General features: G+C 70.0%; 13 protein-coding genes. 6 read left to right on the top strand and 7 right to left on the bottom strand.

Annotated features, from left to right (window positions below; genetic code table 11):
* The first annotated feature begins 8 nt into the window (after positions 1-8).
* The 3 genes from AC0CH8_RS06530 (at position 9) to AC0CH8_RS06520 (ending at position 3,863) form a co-directional block, all read left to right on the top strand.
* Positions 9-1,403, top strand: coding sequence for an efflux transporter outer membrane subunit (locus AC0CH8_RS06530; protein WP_465239179.1), 1,395 nt, complete (start codon positions 9-11; stop codon positions 1,401-1,403).
* Positions 1,404-1,482: 79 nt separating this feature from the next.
* A complete protein-coding gene (locus tag AC0CH8_RS06525) occupies positions 1,483-2,388 on the top strand; it encodes an alpha/beta hydrolase (RefSeq protein ID WP_465239178.1) in 906 nt (301 codons plus the stop codon).
* Complete coding sequence (locus tag AC0CH8_RS06520) at positions 2,385-3,863, top strand: glucuronyl esterase domain-containing protein (protein ID WP_465239177.1); 1,479 nt, start codon at positions 2,385-2,387, stop codon at positions 3,861-3,863. Before AC0CH8_RS06525 ends, AC0CH8_RS06520 begins: the two co-directional genes overlap by 4 nt.
* A gap of 5 nt (positions 3,864-3,868) precedes the next feature.
* Here AC0CH8_RS06520 and AC0CH8_RS06515 read toward each other — a convergent pair whose 3' ends face one another.
* Positions 3,869-4,876 (bottom strand): glycoside hydrolase family 43 protein, encoded by a 1,008-nt coding sequence (locus tag AC0CH8_RS06515; protein ID WP_465239176.1) that lies wholly within the window; start codon positions 4,874-4,876, stop codon positions 3,869-3,871.
* A 180-nt stretch (positions 4,877-5,056) separates the two neighbouring features.
* On the opposite strand from AC0CH8_RS06515, the gene AC0CH8_RS06510 reads away from it, so the two are divergent.
* Both AC0CH8_RS06510 and AC0CH8_RS06505 read left to right on the top strand, forming a co-directional pair.
* Positions 5,057-6,343 (top strand): MFS transporter, encoded by a 1,287-nt coding sequence (locus AC0CH8_RS06510; protein WP_465239175.1) that lies wholly within the window; start codon positions 5,057-5,059, stop codon positions 6,341-6,343.
* Between the two features lie 5 nt (positions 6,344-6,348).
* Positions 6,349-8,994, top strand: a complete 2,646-nt coding sequence (locus tag AC0CH8_RS06505) for a glycoside hydrolase family 3 C-terminal domain-containing protein (protein WP_465239174.1) — start codon at positions 6,349-6,351, stop codon at positions 8,992-8,994.
* Positions 8,995-8,997: 3 nt separating this feature from the next.
* On the opposite strand, the gene AC0CH8_RS06500 is transcribed toward AC0CH8_RS06505, so the two are convergent.
* The 6 genes from AC0CH8_RS06500 to AC0CH8_RS06475 are packed head-to-tail and all read right to left on the bottom strand — an operon-like array spanning position 8,998 to position 17,883.
* Positions 8,998-10,242 (bottom strand): TolC family protein, encoded by a 1,245-nt coding sequence (locus tag AC0CH8_RS06500; RefSeq protein WP_465239173.1) that lies wholly within the window; start codon positions 10,240-10,242, stop codon positions 8,998-9,000.
* Complete coding sequence (locus AC0CH8_RS06495) at positions 10,235-12,658, bottom strand: ABC transporter permease (RefSeq protein WP_465239172.1); 2,424 nt, start codon at positions 12,656-12,658, stop codon at positions 10,235-10,237. Before AC0CH8_RS06495 ends, AC0CH8_RS06500 begins: the two co-directional genes overlap by 8 nt.
* 36 nt (positions 12,659-12,694) lie before the next feature.
* A complete protein-coding gene (locus AC0CH8_RS06490) occupies positions 12,695-15,121 on the bottom strand; it encodes an ABC transporter permease (RefSeq protein WP_465239171.1) in 2,427 nt (808 codons plus the stop codon).
* 28 nt (positions 15,122-15,149) lie between these two features.
* On the bottom strand, positions 15,150-15,887 hold the full coding sequence (locus AC0CH8_RS06485; RefSeq protein WP_465239170.1) for a head GIN domain-containing protein: 738 nt from the start codon (positions 15,885-15,887) through the stop codon (positions 15,150-15,152).
* A 23-nt stretch (positions 15,888-15,910) separates the two neighbouring features.
* Positions 15,911-16,591: an ABC transporter ATP-binding protein gene (locus tag AC0CH8_RS06480; protein ID WP_465239169.1), complete on the bottom strand. Its 681-nt coding sequence runs from the start codon at positions 16,589-16,591 to the stop codon at positions 15,911-15,913.
* 11 nt (positions 16,592-16,602) lie between these two features.
* On the bottom strand, positions 16,603-17,883 hold the full coding sequence (locus tag AC0CH8_RS06475; protein WP_465239168.1) for an efflux RND transporter periplasmic adaptor subunit: 1,281 nt from the start codon (positions 17,881-17,883) through the stop codon (positions 16,603-16,605).
* Between the two features lie 50 nt (positions 17,884-17,933).
* Between AC0CH8_RS06475 and AC0CH8_RS06470 the strand changes: the two genes are divergently transcribed.
* Positions 17,934-19,250, top strand: coding sequence for a sigma-54-dependent transcriptional regulator (locus AC0CH8_RS06470; protein ID WP_465239167.1), 1,317 nt, complete (start codon positions 17,934-17,936; stop codon positions 19,248-19,250).
* Positions 19,251-19,411 lie beyond the last annotated feature (161 nt).

Genomic DNA, 19,411 nt, shown 5'->3' with positions numbered 1-19,411 from the left:
GCAAAACCATGCGTGCCATCCTCGCCACCGTCTCCGCACTGGCTCTCGCGGCCTGCGCGACCGGCCCCGACTATGTCGCCCCGCAGACGCCCGCCGCCGCGGCGGGGCCGTTCCTGTCGACCAGCACCGCGGTCGATATCACCGCTCCCGCCAGCGAACGCTGGTGGCAACTCTACAACGATCCCGTCCTCGACGGCCTCGTCACCGACGCGCTCAGGGCGAACACCGACCTGCGTGTCGCCGCCGCCCGCCTCGCCCGTGCCCGCGCGTCGCTGCGCGAGGTTCGCGGCGACCGCCAGCCGCAGGGCAACGTCAGCGCCAGCGGCAATTACGGCCGCGTGTCCGAAATCCAGACCATCCCCGGGGTCGATCGCGAAGGCTGGCGCGTCGATGGCGGCCTCAACGTCTCGTACGAAGTCGACCTGTTCGGCCGCATCAGCCGCAACGTCGAGGCGGCGCGCGGCGATGTCGGCGCGGCACAGGCGGACCTCGACGCGGTGCGCGTCTCGATCGCCGCCGAGACCGCCCGCGCCTATGCCGACGCCGCCTCGGCCGCGGAACGCATCGCCGTGGCGGAGCGGATCGTCGCGCTGATCGACCGCTCGCTCGGCGTCACGTCGAACCGCGCCAAGGTCGGCCTGACCACCGGCCTCGACACCGCCCGCATCGCGGCGTTGCGCGACCAGCGCCTCGCCGACATCCCCGCGATCCGCGCGCAGCGTCAGGCGGCGTTGTTCCGGCTCGCGACGCTGACCGGCCGCGCGCCCGCCGACCTGCCGCCGATCGCCGCCGCCCGCATGACGACGCTGCGGCTCGATCGTCCCATCCCGATCGGCGACGGCGCGCAACTGCTCGCGCGCCGCCCGGACGTGCGCGCCGCCGAACGCCGCCTCGCCGCCGCCACCGCGCGGATCGGCGTCGCCACCGCCGACCTGTATCCCAAGATCAGCTTGGGCGGCTCGATCGGCCAGACCAGCACCGGCCTCGGCGACCTGTTCGGCAGCGGTCCGTTGCGCTGGCTGCTCGGCCCGCTCATCAACTGGAACGTCAACCCGACCAAGGCGCGCGCGCGCATCGCCGGTGCGGAGGCCGACACGCGGGCGGCGCTCGCAACCTTCGACGGAACGGTGTTGCAGGCGCTGGAGGAAAGCGAAACCGCGCTGTCGGCCTACGCCAACGCGCTGCAACGCCGCACCGCCCTGCAATCCGCGCGCGATCAGGCTGCCGCCGCCGCACGCATCACCCGCGCGCAGCAGCGTGAGGGCCAGATCGATAGCCTCGTCGCGCTCGACGCCGAACGCACGCTGGCCGACACGGAGGCGACGCTCGCGCTCGCCGACGCACAGATCGCCACCGCGCAGGTCGACGTCTTCCGTGCGCTCGGCGGCGGTTGGGGCGCCTGAGAACGCACGACCCCCCTTGCGCCAAGTCCCGTGTTCCCCGCATGAAAGCGCAAATGCTATAGGATTGGGGAGAGTGCCGATGCGCTGTGTGATCCTGTCGGCCTGCCTGTTGCTCGCCGCTCCCGTCGTGGCGCAGACCTTCACCGCGCAGGACCCCGCGCCGGAGTCGCCCGCGACCTACACCGCGGTGCCGCTCTGGCCGCAGGGAGCACCCGGCGCGGCGAAGCGTCGCGGGCAAGCGGAAGTCGGGCGCGATTACTGGGTGCGCAACATCCACGACCCGTCGCTGCTCGTCTTCCCCGCTGCGGCGAAGAACCGCAACGGCGCGTCGGTCGTCATCATGCCCGGCGGCGGACACAAGCTGCTGGTCTGGACCAACGAGGGCACGAAGGTCGCAACCGCGCTCAACCGCATGGGCATCACCGCGTTCGTCCTGAAATACCGGTTGGGGAACGAGCCCGGGTCGCCCTATTCGGTGGACGGCGATGCCGCCGACGACGCCCGCCGCGCGATCCGCTGGGTGCGCGCGCATGCCGCCGATTACGGCATCGACCCCGCCCGCGTCGGCGCGATGGGCTTTTCGGCGGGTGGCGAGCTGGTGTCGCTGATCGCCGACAACCCGACTCCCGCCGGCCGCCCCGTCGTCGATGCGATCGACCGGCTGTCGGGCCGCCCCGATTTTCAGGTCCTCGTCTTCCCGGGCCCGCGCGGCATTCCGGCGAAGGCCATCGCCAGCGCCCCGCCCGCCTTCCTCGTCGCGGGCAGTCTCGACGCATGCTGCGCCGCGCCGTCCGTGGCGCTTTACGAACAGCTGCGAAAAGCCGGAGTGTCGGCGGAACTGCACATGTACGCGGACAGCGATCACGCCTTCAATCTGGACGAGTCGCCGCGCATTTCCATCCTGCACTGGCCCGATCGCCTATACGACTGGCTCTCGGACGGCGGCTGGCTCTCCCCCCGGCCCCTCGGCAAAGCGGCACGATGATGCTGCGGTCACTCTTATCGTTCTCGCTCGTTGCGGTCGCGACCGCCGGCGTCGCGCAGAACCCCGCCGCCGACGCGGATCGCGCGGCGATGATGCGGGCGCTGGGCATCACCGCACTGATCCCCGGCGCGAACGGCGACCCGAAAGCACCGGATGCCGCCAGCACCGACGAAGCGACCGCCAACCCCTATCCGCTGCCCGACGCGTTGCGGACGACGGACGGTCGCCCGGTCCGCACCGCTGCGCAGTGGCGCGACGTCCAGCGCCCCGCCATCGCCGCGATCTACGAGCGCGAGGTGTATGGCCGGGTGCCCGCCGACCTGCCGCCGGTCCGCTGGCACGTCGATGCCAGCGATGCGGAGACGATCGGCTTCGGCCGCGCCGTCACTGCGCGTCGCCTCATCGGGGAGGTCGCCGATCCGCGCTCCGGCATGCCGCCGGTCCGACTGCGGATGCTGGTCGTGCTGCCCGCCGGCGCGACCGCCAAGGTGCCGGTGCTGATGATGTTCGGCCCCGCCGCCTTCCCCGCCCCGTCGCAGCCCACCGCGGACGAAAGCGAGCGGATCGACGCCGCGCTCAAGACGCTGCTCGCCGAGCGCGATCCGGCCCTCAAACCGATCTTCGACCGGCATCAGGCGCACATGCTCGCCGGACCCGCGGCGCCGCGCCGCTTCGACCCGACCCCGTCCGTCCCCGAACAGATCATCGCCGCCGGCTGGGGCTATGCGATGATCGACCCGCTGAGTGCGCAGGCCGATGACGGCTCCGGGTTGCGGTCGGGCATCATCGGCCTCGCGAACGGCGGTGCCCCGCGCCGGCCCGCCCAGTGGGGCGCGCTGCGGGCGTGGGCGTGGGCGGCGAGTCGCGGCTTCGACTGGCTGGCGACCGACCCCGCCGTCGACGCGACCCGCATCGGGATCGAGGGCGTGTCGCGCTACGGCAAGGCGGCGCTGGTGACGATGGCGTTCGACCCGCGCTTCGCCGTCGCGCTGCTGGGATCATCCGGCAAGGGCGGGACGACGCCGCTGCGCCGGCATTTCGGGGAGGAGGTCGGCAATCTCGCCACCGGCGAATACCACTGGATGGCCGGCAACTTCCTGAAATACGACACGAAGGGCGTGTCGCCGCCGCAGCTGGATGCCAGTGCGCTCCCGGTCGACGCCAACGGCCTCATCGCCCTGTGTGCACCGCGCCCGGTCTATGTCAGCTACGGCATCCCCGCCGCCGGCGACGCGCCGTGGCTGGACCAGCGCGGCAGCTGGATGGCGACCGTCGACGCCAGCCGCGTCTACCGCCTGCTCGGTGCCAGCGGTGTCGCGGACGGCGATTACCGCAGTGTTCCAATGCCAGCCGTTCTGGAAGCGAGGGACGCGGGCGAACTGGCGTGGCGGCAGCATGACGGCGGCCACACCGACGCGCCCAACATCCCGCATTTCCTGACCTGGGCCGACCGTGTGCTGAAGCGGGTGCGGTAGCGCGATTATCTCGCTCTGTCCGCCGGCGCGGTCACCCCGGCATCGGTCTGCACCACCGGGATCATCGTACCATCGGGGTTGTAGCGGAGATGCTCCACCGTCACGGCGCGCCGCCCGATCGATCCGTTCAGGTCGCCGATCGCCAGCGTGGCATTGTGCAGGAACAGGTACCAGTTGCGCTTGTACTCGACGATGCCGGGATGGATCGTGAAGCTGTACTTGCCCGATCCGGTCAGCTCGCCGCGATACGTCCACGGCCCGTTGATCGACGGCGCGGTCGAATAGGACACGCGCTCGTCTCGATGCGTCTTCCGGTCGAGCGAGGCGTAGGTCAGGTAATACATCTTGCCGCGCTTGTGCAGCCACGGGCCCTCCTCGAAATGCGGCGGCGTGATCTCGCGGATCGGTCCGTCGATCTCGATCATGTTGGGCTTCAGCCTGGCGATGTAGCATTGCCGGTTGCCCCATGCGATCCACGTCGTTCCGTCGTCGTCGGTGAAGACGGTGGGGTCGATATCCTCCCAGCTATGCGTGCCCTTCGGCGTCATTGCGTTGGTGACGAGCGCCGATCCCTTGGCATCGACGAACGGCCCCGTCGGCTTGTCCGATACGGCCACCGCGATCGCCTTGCCCGGATGCGTCGCGTCATGCTCGACCGCCGCGTAGAACCAGTATCTGCCGTTCTTGAAGATCGTCTGAGAGGCCCAGGCATCCTGCTTCGCCCACTTGAAATCCTTGACCTTCATGATCGGGCCGTGGTCGGTCCAGTGCTTCATGTCCGTCGTCGAATAGACCAGCCATTCGCGCATGTTGAACATCTCGTCGCGCTGCGCCTCGTCATGGCCGACATACAGATACAGGCGATCGCCGACGACCAGCGGGGCCGGATCGGCGGTAAACTTGTCGCGGATGATCGGGTTCGATCCGGGCTGCGACGGATGCTGATCCGCAGGTGCGGCGGCGATCGGCGACGACGCCAGCAAGAGCGTGGCAAGCAGGCGGGACGGGTTCACGGGCATCTTCTCCTTATGACGTTCTCGGCAGCACCGGCTTCACCGATCCGTAGCGGGATTCGCTGCGGAAGTTGAGCCGGCGACGTGGTGCCGATGCGGGTCTTTACGCCTGCCTATATCGCAGCTATCGTCGATCATATAGGATATTATGCGGGATTACCGCAGATCGGGGAGAGAGCCATGGCGACCGTCGAGCGGCGCACGAACATCCGCATCCGGCTCGTGGCGATGCTGTTCGTCATCAGCGCCATCGCTTTCCTCGATCGCACCAACATCTCCGTCGCCGGCGTCCAGATGCGCCGGGAATACGGCATCGACCAGATCCAGCTCGGCTGGGTCTTCAGCGCCTTCCTGATCGGCTATGCCGCTTTCCAGGTGCCGGCCGGTTGGCTGGCGGCGCGGATGGGTCCGCGCAAGCTGCTGACGATCGCGCTGATCTGGTGGGGCGTGTTCAGCGTCGCGACCGCACTGGTCCCGCCGCAGGGCGCCTACGCGATCCTGATGCTGGTCGTGGTCCGCTTCGCCCTCGGGATCGGCGAGGCAGCGGTGTACCCGTCCGGCAACCAGTTCGTCTCGCGCTGGGTGCCCGCGCACGAACGCGGCAAGGCGAACGGCCTGATCTTCGCGGGCGTCGGTGCGGGTTCCGGCCTGACGCCTCCGCTGATCAGCGCGGTGATCGCATTCGGCGGCTGGCGGGCCTCGTTCTACGTCTGCGCCGCGATCGGTCTGGTCGCAGCGTTGGTCTGGTACACGATCGCGCGCGACCGGCCGCAGGATCATGCCAAGGTCAACGCGGCCGAACTCGCCTATATTGAATCCGGCCTGCCACCGCGCGTGACGGAGGCGGACGGCCCGATTCCGTGGCGCGCGATCTTCGCCAGCCGCAACGTCTGGGGGTTGTTCCTCAGCTATTTCGCGTTCGGTTACGTCATCTGGATCTTCTTCAGCTGGTTCTTCATCTATCTCGCCGAGGCGCGGGGGCTGGACCTGAAATCGAGCGCGCTGTTCGGCATGGCGCCGTTCCTGGCGATGACGGTCGGGTGCCTCGCGGGCGGGTTCATCAACGATGCCGTATCGCGCCGGCACGGGTTGTACTGGGGTCGGTCCGGCCTCGCGATGGTGTCGTTCGTGCTGACCGCGCTGTTTCTGGTGCTGGGATCGCAGGTCGACAATGTCCCGCTCGCGGTGATGACGCTCGCGCTCGGCGGCGGCGCGATCTATCTGTCGCAGAGCTCGTTCTGGTCGGTGACCGCCGACATCGCCGGCCGCCACACCGGCGTCGTGTCGGGCCTGATGAACGTCGGTTGCCAGCTTGGCGGTGCGCTCACCTCGTCGCTGACGCCGTGGATCGCCGCGCGATACGGCTGGGCGGCGGCGTTCGGAACCGGGGCTGCGGTCGTCGTCGTCGGCACCCTCGCCTGGGCGATGGTCGATCCGCGTCGCCTGATCGGGGTGGAGGAGGCATGATGCCCATGGATATGAAATCCGACGTGATCGAGCGCGCGTCGATAGTGGCGCTGGCATCCGCCCTTCTCGCCAGCACCGCCAGCGCGCAGGTGGCCGCCCCGATCCCCTTCCGCGACGCGTCGCTACCGGTGGAACGGCGGGTCGACGACCTGATCGCCCGGCTGACGCCGGAGGAAAAGGCGTCGCAACTCGTCAATCAGGCGCGCGCCATTCCGCGCCTGAACATCCCCGAATATAACTGGTGGAGCGAGGCGCTGCACGGCGTCGCCAACAACGGCTACGCCACCGTCTTTCCCGAACCGATCGGCCTCGCCGCGACCTTCGACACGCCCGCGATGCTGGCGATGGGGGAAGCGATCGGGACCGAGGGCCGCATCCGCTGGAATCAGATCGAACGGAGCGGCGCGCCGCACCGGATCATGCAGGGGCTGACCTATTGGTCGCCGAACATCAACATCTTCCGCGATCCCCGCTGGGGCCGCGGTCAGGAGACGTACGGTGAAGATCCGTATCTGACCGGTGAACTGGGCGTGGCGTTCGTGCGCGGGATGCAGGGCGACGACCCAAGCTATTACCGCGTCTCCGCCACCGCCAAGCATTATGCCGTGCACAGCGGTCCGGAGCCGACCCGGCACAGCGACAACATCACCGTCAGCCTTCACGATCTGGAGGACACCTACCTTCCCGCCTTTCGCGCGCTCGTCGTCGACGGAAAGGTCGAATCGGTGATGTGCGCTTACAATTCGGTCAACGGCGATCCCGCCTGCGCCAGCGGCTTCCTGCTCGACGACCGGCTGCGGGGCGCCTGGGGGTTCAAGGGCCATGTCGTCTCCGACTGCGACTCGATCGCCGACATCCAGCGCGGCCACCACACCGTCGGCACGATGGCGGAGGCGGCAGCGCTGTCGATGAAGTTCGGCGTCGACAATGACTGCGCCGAATATGGCCGCGGCCCCGGCGCGACTTCCGACTACGACCGCTATCTCGACGCGATGAAGAGCGGCCTGTTGCCGCAGGCGGATGTCGACGCCTCGCTCCGCCGCCTGTTCACCGCGCGCCTGAAGCTCGGCCTGTTCGATCCGCCGGCGCAGGTGCCGTATGCGCGCATCCCCGACACCGCCCTGAACTCGGACGCGCACCGTGCCCTTGCGCTGAAACTCGCCGACGAGTCGATGGTGCTGCTGAAAAACGACGGCGTCCTGCCGCTGTCGCCCGGCCGAATAAAGCGCATCGCCGTGGTCGGGCCGCTGGCGGATCAGGTCGACGTGTTGCTGGGCAATTATCACGGCCAGCCGCTGAAGCCGGTCACCGCGCTCGACGGATTGCGCGCCGAGTTTCCCGACGCGCAGATCGTGTTCGAACCCGGCACCGATTTCCTGCGCCTCGCCGAACCGGTGCCGACCGCGGCCCTGTCGGCACCCGATGGCGCGCCCGGCCTTCGCGGCCAATACTGGAGCAACGCGACGCTGACCGGCGCGCCCGCTTTGACCCGCACCGATGTGCGCGTCAGCTTCGACCGCAATACGCCCGCCGCACTGCCGGGGGCCGCCGCAACCTCGATCCGCTGGACCGGTTTCGTCGCCGCACCGGCCGACGGCACCTACCGGATCGGTATCGATGGTCGGAACGCGCGGCTGTGGATCGACGACCGGCTGGTTGCGGACAACACCGACCCACAACAGCGCGGCGCCAATCTGGTGACGATGACGCTGAAGCGCGGCGCGCGCCACGCCGTGCGGATCGAACAGACCAACAGCCGCTTTCCGCCCCGCTTCGTCTGGAACGAGGTGCGCGCCGATGCGCTGGCCCGCGCGGTCGCCGCTGCCAAGGCCGCGGACGTGGTGATCGGCGTCGTCGGCATCACCTCCGCGCTGGAGGGGGAGGAGATGACCGTCAACCTGCCCGGGTTCATCGGCGGCGACCGGTCGAGCCTCGACCTGCCGCGCGACGAGGAGGACCTCTTGAAAGCCGTCAAGGCGACCGGCACGCCGCTGGTGACGGTGTTGATGAACGGATCGGCGCTGTCGGTGAACTGGGCCGCCGCCAACGCGAACGCCATCGTCGAGGCGTGGTATCCCGGACAGGAGGGAGGCACCGCCCTCGCCCGCACGCTGTCGGGCGCGAACAATCCGTCCGGTCGCCTGCCCGTGACCTTCTACAAGAGCGCGGCACAACTGCCGCCATTCCGCGAATACGGCATGCAGGGCCGCACCTATCGCTACTTCACGGGCACCCCGCTCTACCCGTTCGGCCACGGGCTCAGCTACACGCGCTTCGCCTATTCGCCGGTGTCGCTGTCGCGCAAAACGCTAAAGGCGGGTGATACGCTGGAGGCGGCGGTGACGGTCGCGAACGCCGGCACCGTCCCCGGCGACGAGGTCGTGCAGGCGTATCTCAGCTTCCCCGACGCCCCCGGCATGCCGGTCCGCGCCCTGCGCGGATTCCAGCGCGTGACGCTCACGCCCGGCGCACGCCGGCAGGTCCGCCTGTTTTTCGACGCCCGCGCCCTGTCCAGCGTGTCGCAGGTGGGGGAGCGGGCGGTCGTGCCGGGCCGCTACCGCCTGACGGTCGGCGGCGGTCAGCCGGGGACCGGGGCACCAACCACGGCCGTCGACTTCACCGTGCGCGGGCGACAGCTCCTCCCGAAATAGCCCTTACCCGTACGCGTCGGCGGTGAGCTGCCCCGTCGCGCGCAGCAACGCGGCCTGCGCGATCAACACGTCGCCGCGACTGCGCGCCACCGCCAGCTGCGCCGCGCGGAAACTCTGGTCGGCGACGAGGATGTCGATCGTCGAGCGCAGGCCGAAGCCATATTCCGCCCTGACGCCGCGCAGCGCCAGATCGGCGGCGCGCAGCCCCTCGACATTGGCGGCCAGCCGCCCCTGCGCCGCCGTCAGCAAGGCCCAGCCCGCGTCCGCCCCGCGCTCGACCTCGCGCGCGGCGGCATGGACCCCGAACCGGTCGGCGCGGTTGTTCGCCTCCGCCTGCCGCACCCGCGCCGCGACGAGACCACCGGTCAGCAGCGGCACGCGCAGCGCGACGCCCCCGACCGCCCCCGCATCATAACCGCGCAGGTCGCCGCTCCCAAACCGTCCGCCATAACCGTAGCTGCCGACCAGCCCCAGCGACGGTGCACGCTCCGCCCGCTCCTGCGCGATCCGCGCGGCGGAGGCTTCGGCGGCACGGCGCTGTTGGAGCAGCAGCGGGTTGTCCGTCGCCGCTCGCTCGCGCGCCTGATCGCGCGTCGTCGGCAGACGCACCGGCGGCGGCACCTCCGCCGTCAGCACACCCGCCGACTGCCCGACGATCGCACGGTACGCCGCCTCGACCGTCGCCAGCGTTCCCTCCGCATCCGCGAGATTGGCGACGACGCTGGCGCGCTGCGCCTCCAGCTGCGCGACGTCGGTCTGCGTCGCCTGCCCCAATCCGAAGCGCGAGCGCGCCTCCGCGACCTGCGCATCGAGCCGTTCGATCCCGACCCGCGCCACCTCCACCGCCTGCTGGTTGTAGAGCAGGTCCGCATAGGCGGCGACGACGCTTTCCAGGATCGCCGCCTCGGTATCGCGCAACACCTCCGCCCCCGCTGCGACGTCGCGGCCGGCGGCACGGACCGCGGCCGGCACCCGCCCGCCGGTCCAGATCGGCAGCGCCGCCGACACGCTGACGATCCCGCCCTTGCCGTAGCCGAACCGGTCGTAGCCTGCGGTCCCGTCCCCCGCCGCCGTCAACCGGCCGAGCGCGCGCGCCTGTTCCGGCGTCTCCGCCAGCGCCTCTTGCCGCGCCCGCGCCGCCGCCAGTTGCGGGTTCCCGGCATAGGCGGCGACGATCGCCTCGCGCAGCGTCTCCGCCGACACAGGGCTGGCGATCAGCAACGCCGCGATGCCGACCCACTTAGTCATGACGCAACGCCCAGGCCGGTGCGGCGCGGCTCGCCCGCAGGGACTGGCCGATCACGGTCAGCACCGCGATCAACGTCGCCGCCACGCTCGCGCCGATGAAGAACAGCGGCGACAATGCGATGCGGTCGTCGAACCCCGCCAGCCACGTCCGCATTGCGACGAACGCGAGCGGCCACGCGACCACGTTCGCGATCAGCACCGGGCGCAGGAACTGCCCGACCAGCAGCTTGACGATGTCGGTGGACGACGCCCCCAGCGTCTTGCGGATGCCCACCTCCTTCACCCGCCGCGCGGTATTGAACGACGCCAGCCCCCACAGCCCGACGCAGCCGATCAACACCGCCAGCCCCGCCCCGATCGCGAACAGCCGCGTCGCGCGCTCATCCGCTTCGTAGAATTGCGCCAGTCGCTGGTCCGCCGTACCCCCGACGAACGGCACCTGCGGCACCATCCGCTGCCAAACGCCGCGCACAGACGCGACCATTGCCCGGGGATCGCCCGTAAAGCGCAACGTCGCGACGCTGGAGCCCAGCTCCTCGGGCTTGCGCGTGTACACGTAGTAGGTCGCCGTATTGGCCTGGCGCGGCGAGTCGAACCGCATGTCGTCGACCACGCCGATAATCGTGCGCGGCCGGTCGACGCCGACGGTTTTGCCGATCGCCTCCTCCGGCGACCTGAAGCCCAGCGCCGGCACGGCCCGTCGATTGATGACGATCGCCCGCGGCTGATCCTTGGCGACGCCGTCGCTGTCGTCGGCCCGGTGCACGTCGTCGAACACGCGCCCGGCGATCAGCCGGCTGCCGTAAACCGAAAAGAAGCGGGGGCCGACGACGATCCAGCGCAGCGACGGACCGTTACCGGCGACGCCGGGCAGCTTGACGTTGTCGCTGCTGTCGTTGCCGCTCCCCCCGACCGCACTGTCGGCAACAGAGACGGTCTGGACTCCGGGCAGGGCGGACAGGGCCTGCACCATCGCCCGCTTCTGCGGAGCGGAAACCAGACTCTCGGCCAGCGAGCGCACGACGAGCAATCCGTCCCGCTTGAACCCCAGATCGGACTGCCGGACGTGCCGGGTCTGCGCGAACAGGACGATGGTGCCGACGATGAAGGCGATGGCGAGCCCGAACTGGAACACGACCAGCGCCTCGCGCGTGCGCGTTCCCGCACGACCGCCGCCTGGCGACCGCGCCGATGCCAGCACCGCCGCGGCCGGATAGCGCGACAGCAACAACGCCGGGTAGAACCCCGCCGCGACGCCGACCACCAGCACCAGCACCAGCAGGAGCGGCACGACCACCAGATACGGGATCGTCAGCGACAGGCCGCCCGCGGCATTCACCAGCGGCAGACTCAGTTCCGCCAGCATCAGTCCGATCAATGCGGCGAGCGCGACCGTCAGCACCGCCTCGCCAAGAAACTGGCGGACCAGCGCGCCGCGATCCGCGCCGAGCACCTTGCGCATCGCGACTTCCCGCGCCCGCAATCCTGCCCGCGCCGTCGCGAGGTTCACGTAATTGACGATCGCGATCAGCAGCGTCAGCAGTCCGACAATCCCCAGCGTGACGACGGTCAGCTTCTGCCCGGCGCTCTGCGTCCCCGTCGGCTCCAGATGCCAGCGCTCGATCGGCAACAGGCCGAGACTCAGCGTCTTGGACGCGTCCTTGCCCATGTCCTGTGTCGCGCGGCGATCGACGAACGTGTTCGTCTTACGCGCGAACGCCCGCGCGGCTTCGGGCGTGTCGAAGCGCAGGAAGGTCTGCAACTGGCTGCTGCCCCAATGATACCAGTTGTCGGTCGGCGGCGTCTTCGCCAGCGGGATCAGGATCGACAGCTTGAACTCGCTGTTCTTCGGCAGGTCGCGGAACACGCCTGCCACGCGGTAGCTGTTGGCGCTGTCCATCGCGACCGTCATCGTCTGACCGATCGGATCGCTCGACCCGAAATACTTCTTCGCCGCGCTCTCGCTGATGATCGCGTTGGCCGGCGACGTCAGCGCGGCGCGGCCGTCACCCTGCGCCATCGGCAGGTCGAACACGTCGAAGAAGGTCGGATCGACCTGCGCGACGTCTTCGCTGACCGCGGCACCGCTGCGCACGACGCTGCCGGCATCCTCGCCGCCACGCACCCGCGTGCCGACCGTGCCGGGGAAATCCTCCCGCATCTGGTCCAGCAGTCCGCCCATCGTCCACGGAATCGCGCCATTGAACGCGCTGCCGGGCATGTTCCAGACCGATTGCACGAGGTAGATGCGGTCATACCGCGGCAGCCATTTCTCGTAGCTCGTCTCGAACCGCGCATAGAGCGACAGGACGAGGAACACCGCGATCCCCACCGCCAGCCCGCCGATGTTCAGCGCGGCGTAAAGTTTGTGGCGGGTGAGCGAACGATACAGGGTCAACAAGGCAAAGCGGTTCATCGCGAACGCTCCAGACCAGAGGAAAGGGTGAAGATATCAGTCATGGCGCAGCGCCCAGGCGGGTGCGGCGCGGCTCGCCCGCAGCGACTGGCCGAGCACGGTCAGCGTCGCGATGACGAGGGCGAGCAGGCTCGCCGCCACGAAATACAGGGGTGACAGCGCGATCGGGTCGGCGAACCCCGCCAGCCACAGGCGCATCGCCGCATAGGCGATCGGCCAGGCGAGAAGGTTGGCGATCAGCACCGGCCGCAGGAACTGTCCGACCAGCAGCCGGACGATGTCCGCCGCCGACGCGCCCAGCGTCTTGCGAATGCCGATCTCGTGCATCCGCCTTGCCGCGTTGAACGATGCGAGGCCCCACAATCCGATACAGCCGATGAAGACCGCCAGCCCCGATCCGATCGCGAACAGTCGCGCCGCCCGCTCGTCCGCCTCGTGCAACGGAGCAAGGCGTCGATCGGCGCTTTCGACGACCAGCGGCACGTCGGGTGCGATCCGCCGCCACGCGCGGCCGATCGCATCGGTCATCGCGCGTCGGTCGCCCGTGAAGCGGATCGCCGCCACCGGCGTCGGCACGAACTCGCGATAATAGACGTAATAGGTCGCCTCGTCGGGCGTGCGCGGCGAGAAGAAGCGCAAACGGTCGATCACGCCGACGATCGTGCGCGGCATCGACCCGCCGACCGTCTTGCCGATCGCCTCCGCCGGCGTGCGAAACCCCAGCGCGACCGCCGCCTTCGCGTTCAGGACGATGTTGCGCCCCTTCGGCCAGCGTTGCCAGTCCGTCGAATCGTCGGCACGGTGCGCGTCGTCGAACAGGCGGCCGGCCAGCAGTGTCGGTGCGTAGGTGCGGAAGAAATCGGGTCCGGTCACCAGCGTCATGACCGACAGGCCCGGCGCGGGTCGCCCCGGCATCTCGATCACGTCGACGTTCGCACCGCCGTCGCCACCGGGCCCGGCGCCCCCCACCCCCACCGATGCCACACCGGGCAGCGCCCGAAACGCGGCGAGCAAAGCGCGCGTCCGCTCCGGCCCGACGCCTTTGTCGGCGAGCGACGGCACCATCAGCAGGCCGTCGCGCCGGAACCCCAGATCGGCGTTGCGGACGTGCGCGACCTGCACGACCAGCACGATCGTGCCGATGATGAAGGCGGTGGCGAGGCCGAACTGGACGACGACCAGCGCCTCGCGCAGGCGCGCTCCCGCCCGACCGCCGCCGGGCGCGCGTGCGGATGCCAACACTGCCGCCGCGGGGAAGCGCGACAGCAGCAGCGCCGGGTAGAAGCCGGCCGCGACCCCCACCAGCAGCGCCAGCACGGCCAGCGCCGGCACGACGAGGGCGTAGGGGATCGTCAGCGCCAGTCCACCGGCCGCGTTGACGTAGGGCAGCCCGAGCTCGGCGATCATCAACCCGACCAGCGCGGCGACCGTGACCGTGGCCACCGCCTCGCCCAGAAACTGCCGGACCAGCGTGGCGCGATCCGCGCCCAAGACCTTGCGCATCGCGACTTCCCGCGCTCTCAGCCCGGCGCGCGCCGTGGCGAGGTTCACGTAATTGACGATCGCGATCAGCAGCGTCAGCACGCCGACGATCCCCAGCGTCGCCACCGTCAGCGACCGGCCGGCACTCTCCGGCCCGACCGGGCGCAGGTGGCCGTTCGCGATCGGCATCAGCGGCAGGGAAATCACGTCGGTCGGCCGCGGCCCCAGGTCCATTCCGGCATGACGCTGGATGAACGCCGGCATCGCGCGTTCGAAGGCGCGCGCCTGCGCCGCCGTGCCGAACCGCAGGAAGGTCGCGGCGGACGCGGTGCCCCATTTATACCACATCCAGTCACCCGCCGGCGGCGTGCGCGGCATCGGCAGCAGGATCGAAAAGCGCAGGTCGCTGTTCGCCGGCAAATCCTCGAAGATGCCGGCGACGCCGTACGTCGCGGGCGCATCGACCGCGATCGTCATCGTCTGACCGATCGGGTCGCTGCTCCCGAAGAACTTGCGCGCCGCCGACCGGCTGAGCAGCACCCCGCTCGGATCGGCCAGCGCCCGCGCCCCGTCGCCGCGGACCATCGGCAGGTCGAACACGCGGAAGAACGCGGCATCGACCTGCGCCACGTCCTCCTTCGTCGCGGTGTCGCCGCGAAGGACGCTGCCGCCCTTGCGCCCGCCGCGGATGCGGGTGCCGACGAGACCGGGGAAATCCTGCCGCATCTGTTCCAGCATGCCCGTCATCGTATCCGGATACGCGCCGTTGAACGCGGTGCCGGGCAGGTGCAACTCGGTTAGCACGCGGTAGATTCCCGCGTGGCGCGGCAGCCATTTCTCGTAACTCGTCTCGAACCGGACATAGAGGCCCAGCACCAGGAACACCGCAATCCCGACCGCCAGCCCACCGATGTTGAGCACGGCATGCATCTTGTGCCGCGTCAGCGATCGATAGAGCGTCAGGAGCGCGAAGCGGTTCATGATCCGGAGTCCGGTTCGAGACGCGGGATCAGCCGCAGGACACGTCGGCGGTGCCGGTCTTGCGCACGGTGCAGCGCGGATGCCCCGCGACCGTCAAGTCGCCCGTTCCCCCCGCGGCGACCCGCGCCGTGTCGCTGGCGAAGGTCTTCACATCGCCCGATCCGCTCAGGTCGACCTGAACGCGCGCCGTCCGGACCGCGCTCGTGTCGATGTCGCCGGACCCGACCAGCCGCACGGCGACATTCCCGGCGTTGCCGCGCGCGACGACATCGCCCGACCCGGACAGGTCGATCGCCAGCACCCCCGCGACATTGCCGTCGAGCGTGACGTTGCCCGAGCCGCCCACCTCGATCCGCGCATCGCCAACGCGAACGTCGTGCAGCCGCAGATCGCCCGAACCGCCGACCTTACCCGCGAACGCAGCCCCGGCGACGCGCCCCACGTCCAGATCCCCCGATCCGGTGATCGTCGCGGCGCGGATCGCGGGCATCGTCACCGTGACCACGGCGCCCTTATCGCGCCAGTTGCCCGGCCGCCGCCCGACGCGCAGCGTGTTGCCCCGCACGTCGACGGTCAGCGCCGCGACCGCGCGCGGATCGCCGCTCGCCACGACGGAGAACGCCGCACCCGGCACGACGCGGACGGCATCGGACCCCGTCAGCTCGACCGCGTCGAAGCGTCCGACCTCGAACCGGCGCTCCCCGGACTGGGCGACAGCGGCGGTGGACGTGGCGAGGATCAGCGTGGCGAGTGCGAAACGGTTCATGGTCGTGGTCCTTGCTTCAGGGATCAGAGGGCGCGGGCGACGGACGCGACGATGCGTCCGTCGAGCATGTCGATGCGGCGTTTCGCCATGTCGGCGTGGCTGGGCGAGTGGGTGACCATCACGATCGTCGCCCCCTCGGCATTCAGGCCGTTCAGGATGTTCATCACCTGCGCACCATTCTCGGTGTCGAGGTTGCCGGTCGGCTCGTCCGCGAGGATCAGCTTCGGATCGCCGACGATCGCGCGGGCGATGGCCGCGCGCTGCTGCTGACCGCCCGACAATTGATGCGGATAATGGCGCGCGCGGTGCGCGATCCCCACCTTGTCCATCGCCGCCGCGACGCGCGCGCGCCGATCGCCGCTCCGGTCCTTGCGATACGCCAGCCCGAGTTCGACATTCTCGGCGATCGTCAGTTCGTCGATCAGGTTGAAGCTCTGGAACACGAAGCCCAGCGTCTCGCCGCGGAACCGCGCCAGCGCCGCCTCGTCCAGCGCCGCCAGATCGCGGTCGCCGAACATGTACCGCCCCGCGGTCGGCCGGTCGACGGTGCCCAGCGTGTTGAGCAGCGTCGACTTGCCGCACCCCGACGGTCCCATGATCGCGACGAACTCGCCCGACTGGACGTGCAGGTCGATGTCGTGGAGCGCGGTCGTCTCGACCTCGTCGGATACGTAGCGGCGCTGGATATTCTCTAGGCGGATCATGACGGGGCCTTTCAGCGGATGTTGAGGATGTCGCCCTTCACGGCCGACGTGTTGCTGGTGACGATGTGTTCGCCGGGTTCGAGGCCGGACAGGATCTCGACCTGTTCGGGGTTGCGGCGGCCGATCTTGATGGTGCGGCGGCGGGCATGCGCGCCGTCGCTGTCGAGGACGAAGACCGACGACCCGCCGCCCGCATCCACCCAGCCGCCGACCGGCACCACCAGGGCGGGGGCGGTGCTGCCGAGCGTGACGCGCACGTCCATCGTCTGGCCGCGGTTGAGGCCGTCGGGTGCCCGGTCGAAGGTGAGTTCGACGCGGAAGCGACCGTCCTTGACCGCGGGCAGCACCTTGCTGACCGTCAGCCGCGCGTCGTTCGCCGTCGCCTTCTGCCCGACCGCGACCCGGCCCAGGTAGAATTCGTCGACATCCGCCTCCAGCTTCCATGCGCCTTCGCTGTCGACCTGTCCGGCGGGATCGCCCGGCTTCAGCGTCTGGCCCGGCTGGATCGCGAAATTGGTCAACCGCCCTCCGGTGGGCGCGCGCACGACCAGCGCGTCAAGGCCCGCGCGCACCGCCGTCAGGTTCCCCGACAGTCGGTTGCGCGTGTCCGCGAGACGCGACTCCTGCAACGCCGTGATCCGCGCCTCGGTCGCGCCGCCCGACTGCAACTGCGCCAGCCGCTTCTCCCGATAGGCGGCCTCCTCGGCGAAGCTCTTCACGCCCGCATCGGACACGAAGCCCTTGTCGTGCAGTTGCTGGCGAATGCCGAGCTCGCGCCGAGCCTTGATGAGGTCGTAGTTCGCCTGCGCGATCTGGCTGGCGCGATCGAGCCGGTTGCGCTCGATCCCCAGATCCTGCCCGGACACGTCACCCAGCTGCCCGGCGATCTGCGCCTCGCGCGTCAGCACCTCCAGCCGCAGTTCCGGGTTGGCGAGCCGCGCCAGCGGCTGGCCCGCCGCGACCATCGCACCGTCCTGCACCAACAGGCTTTCGACCTGCCCGCCGGACAGCACACCGACCAGCGTCGTCACCTTCGGCGCGACGGTGGCGCGCACCGGCAGATAGTCGGCAAACGGCGCGCGTCCGACCAGCCCGGTCTCCACATCGGCGGACGCAATATCGGTCGATCCCGCCGCCGGCAGGAAGCGCCACACCGCCACCGCGACCAGCACCACGGCCACAGCGATCAGCGCGGCGCGCGACCTCCACCACGGCCGCGGCTTTTTCGCGACCTGCCGGTCCATCCCTGCACCGGGAGAGAGGTTTGCGTGTATGCTCGGTTCGGTCATCATGCGGACAGTGTCGCGCAGGAACTCGAAAATGCCGAAAACACGTGAAATCAATGACTAAGCACGACCCCGCCGACAGTCCTCCGTCCGTGGCCGGACAGGGTGTCCGCGACCGGACACCGGACGACGTGTCAAGCGGACACCGGATCCTGCTCGTCGACGACAACCGTCAGATCGCACAGGCGGTCACGCTCGCCTTCGACTGCGCCGGCCACCGCGTCGACACCGCGGTCGCCCCGCAGGAGGCGTTCTCCCTCCTCGCGCAGCACCGCTACGACGCGATCCTGCTCGATCTGAACTTCACGCAGGGGCAGACCAGCGGCGAGGAGGGCTTCGCCTGCCTCGCCCGGATCGTCGCCGACGACCCCACTGCCGCGGTCGTCGTCATCACCGCCCACAGCGGCATCCGTATCGCGGTCGCGGCGATGCAGGCGGGCGCGTCGGACTTCGTGATGAAGCCGTGGCGCAACGCCGACCTGATCGCCCGCGTCGACGCGGCAGTCGGCAAACGCCGACGCCCCAGCACGCCCAGCCTCGCATTCGGCAACGCTGCGACCGCCACCCCCGCCGGCCTCCACCGCCTGCTCGGCGATTCGCCTGCGATCGCCGGACTGCGCGACCTGATCCGCCGCGTCGCGCCCAGCGCCGCCGGCGTGATCGTGTCGGGACCGTCCGGCTCCGGCCGCAGCCTCGTCGCGGCGTTGCTGCACGCCGGCTCTCCGCACGCCGATGCCGACGCGATCACGATCGATGTGCGCGATCCGCTGGCCTGGGAGAAGATCGGCGGCACCGGCGGCACGCTGATCCTGCGTCACCCCGATCGCCTCGACGAGGTGCAGCAGGCGCGCCTGCTCGACCGCCTGCCCGCGACCGCGCGCACCGTCGCGATCGTCGACGACCCCGCCATGATGACGCCGCGCCTGCGCGCCCGGCTCGGTACCGTCGATCTCACGATGCCGCCGCTATCCGCGCGCCACGCCGACGCGCTGCTGCTCGCCCGCCATTTCGCCGGCCTCGCCGCCGCCCGCCACGGCCGCCCGGTGCCGCCCTTTACCGCCTCCGCCGAGGCGCTGATCCTCGCGCGCCACTGGCCGGACGAGGTGCGCGGGCTGGCGCAGGCGATCGAACGGGCGGTGCTGCTCGACGACGATGGCGTCATCGACGCCGCCGCGCTGACGCCGCGGCTGGTGGAGGCGATATCCCCCGTCACCACCGCCACGCCGCCGCTCGACGTGTCGCTCGAACAGTCGGAACGCGTGATGATCGAAGCCGCCCTCCGTCACCACCACCACAACGTCTCTCACGCCGCCGCCTCGCTCGGGCTCAGCCGTCAGGCACTCTACCGTCGCATGACCCGACATGGGCTATAGTGCTCTCCTGAGCTCCCCTCCCCTCGGGGACGGGTTGGGGGAGGCCCTGTCTGCACGCGCGACCTTTGACGCCGCCCGCAAGGCACGAGCCCGGCATGACGACGCCCCGGACACGTCCCCAACGCGACAACCCCACCCCACCGGCGCCCCGCTGTGAGCCC

The organism is Sphingomonas sp. AC435 (assembly GCF_979253005.1).
Note: the sequence above shows the minus strand (reverse complement) of the source record. Positions and strands in the feature narration are given on the sequence as shown.

What these genes read in the sequence shown, in the direction of transcription:
- AC0CH8_RS06530 (WP_465239179.1), top strand. Translation starts at nt 9, where the DNA reads ATGCGTGCCATCCTCGCCACCGTCTCCGCACTGGCTCTCGCGGCCTGC.
- AC0CH8_RS06525 (WP_465239178.1), top strand. Translation starts at nt 1,483, where the DNA reads ATGCGCTGTGTGATCCTGTCGGCCTGCCTGTTGCTCGCCGCTCCCGTC.
- AC0CH8_RS06520 (WP_465239177.1), top strand. Translation starts at nt 2,385, where the DNA reads ATGATGCTGCGGTCACTCTTATCGTTCTCGCTCGTTGCGGTCGCGACC.
- AC0CH8_RS06510 (WP_465239175.1), top strand. Translation starts at nt 5,057, where the DNA reads ATGGCGACCGTCGAGCGGCGCACGAACATCCGCATCCGGCTCGTGGCG.
- AC0CH8_RS06505 (WP_465239174.1), top strand. Translation starts at nt 6,349, where the DNA reads ATGGATATGAAATCCGACGTGATCGAGCGCGCGTCGATAGTGGCGCTG.
- AC0CH8_RS06500 (WP_465239173.1), bottom strand. Translation starts at nt 10,242, where the DNA reads ATGACTAAGTGGGTCGGCATCGCGGCGTTGCTGATCGCCAGCCCTGTG.
- AC0CH8_RS06495 (WP_465239172.1), bottom strand. Translation starts at nt 12,658, where the DNA reads ATGAACCGCTTTGCCTTGTTGACCCTGTATCGTTCGCTCACCCGCCAC.
- AC0CH8_RS06490 (WP_465239171.1), bottom strand. Translation starts at nt 15,121, where the DNA reads ATGAACCGCTTCGCGCTCCTGACGCTCTATCGATCGCTGACGCGGCAC.
- AC0CH8_RS06485 (WP_465239170.1), bottom strand. Translation starts at nt 15,887, where the DNA reads ATGAACCGTTTCGCACTCGCCACGCTGATCCTCGCCACGTCCACCGCC.
- AC0CH8_RS06480 (WP_465239169.1), bottom strand. Translation starts at nt 16,591, where the DNA reads ATGATCCGCCTAGAGAATATCCAGCGCCGCTACGTATCCGACGAGGTC.
- AC0CH8_RS06475 (WP_465239168.1), bottom strand. Translation starts at nt 17,883, where the DNA reads ATGATGACCGAACCGAGCATACACGCAAACCTCTCTCCCGGTGCAGGG.
- AC0CH8_RS06470 (WP_465239167.1), top strand. Translation starts at nt 17,934, where the DNA reads ATGACTAAGCACGACCCCGCCGACAGTCCTCCGTCCGTGGCCGGACAG.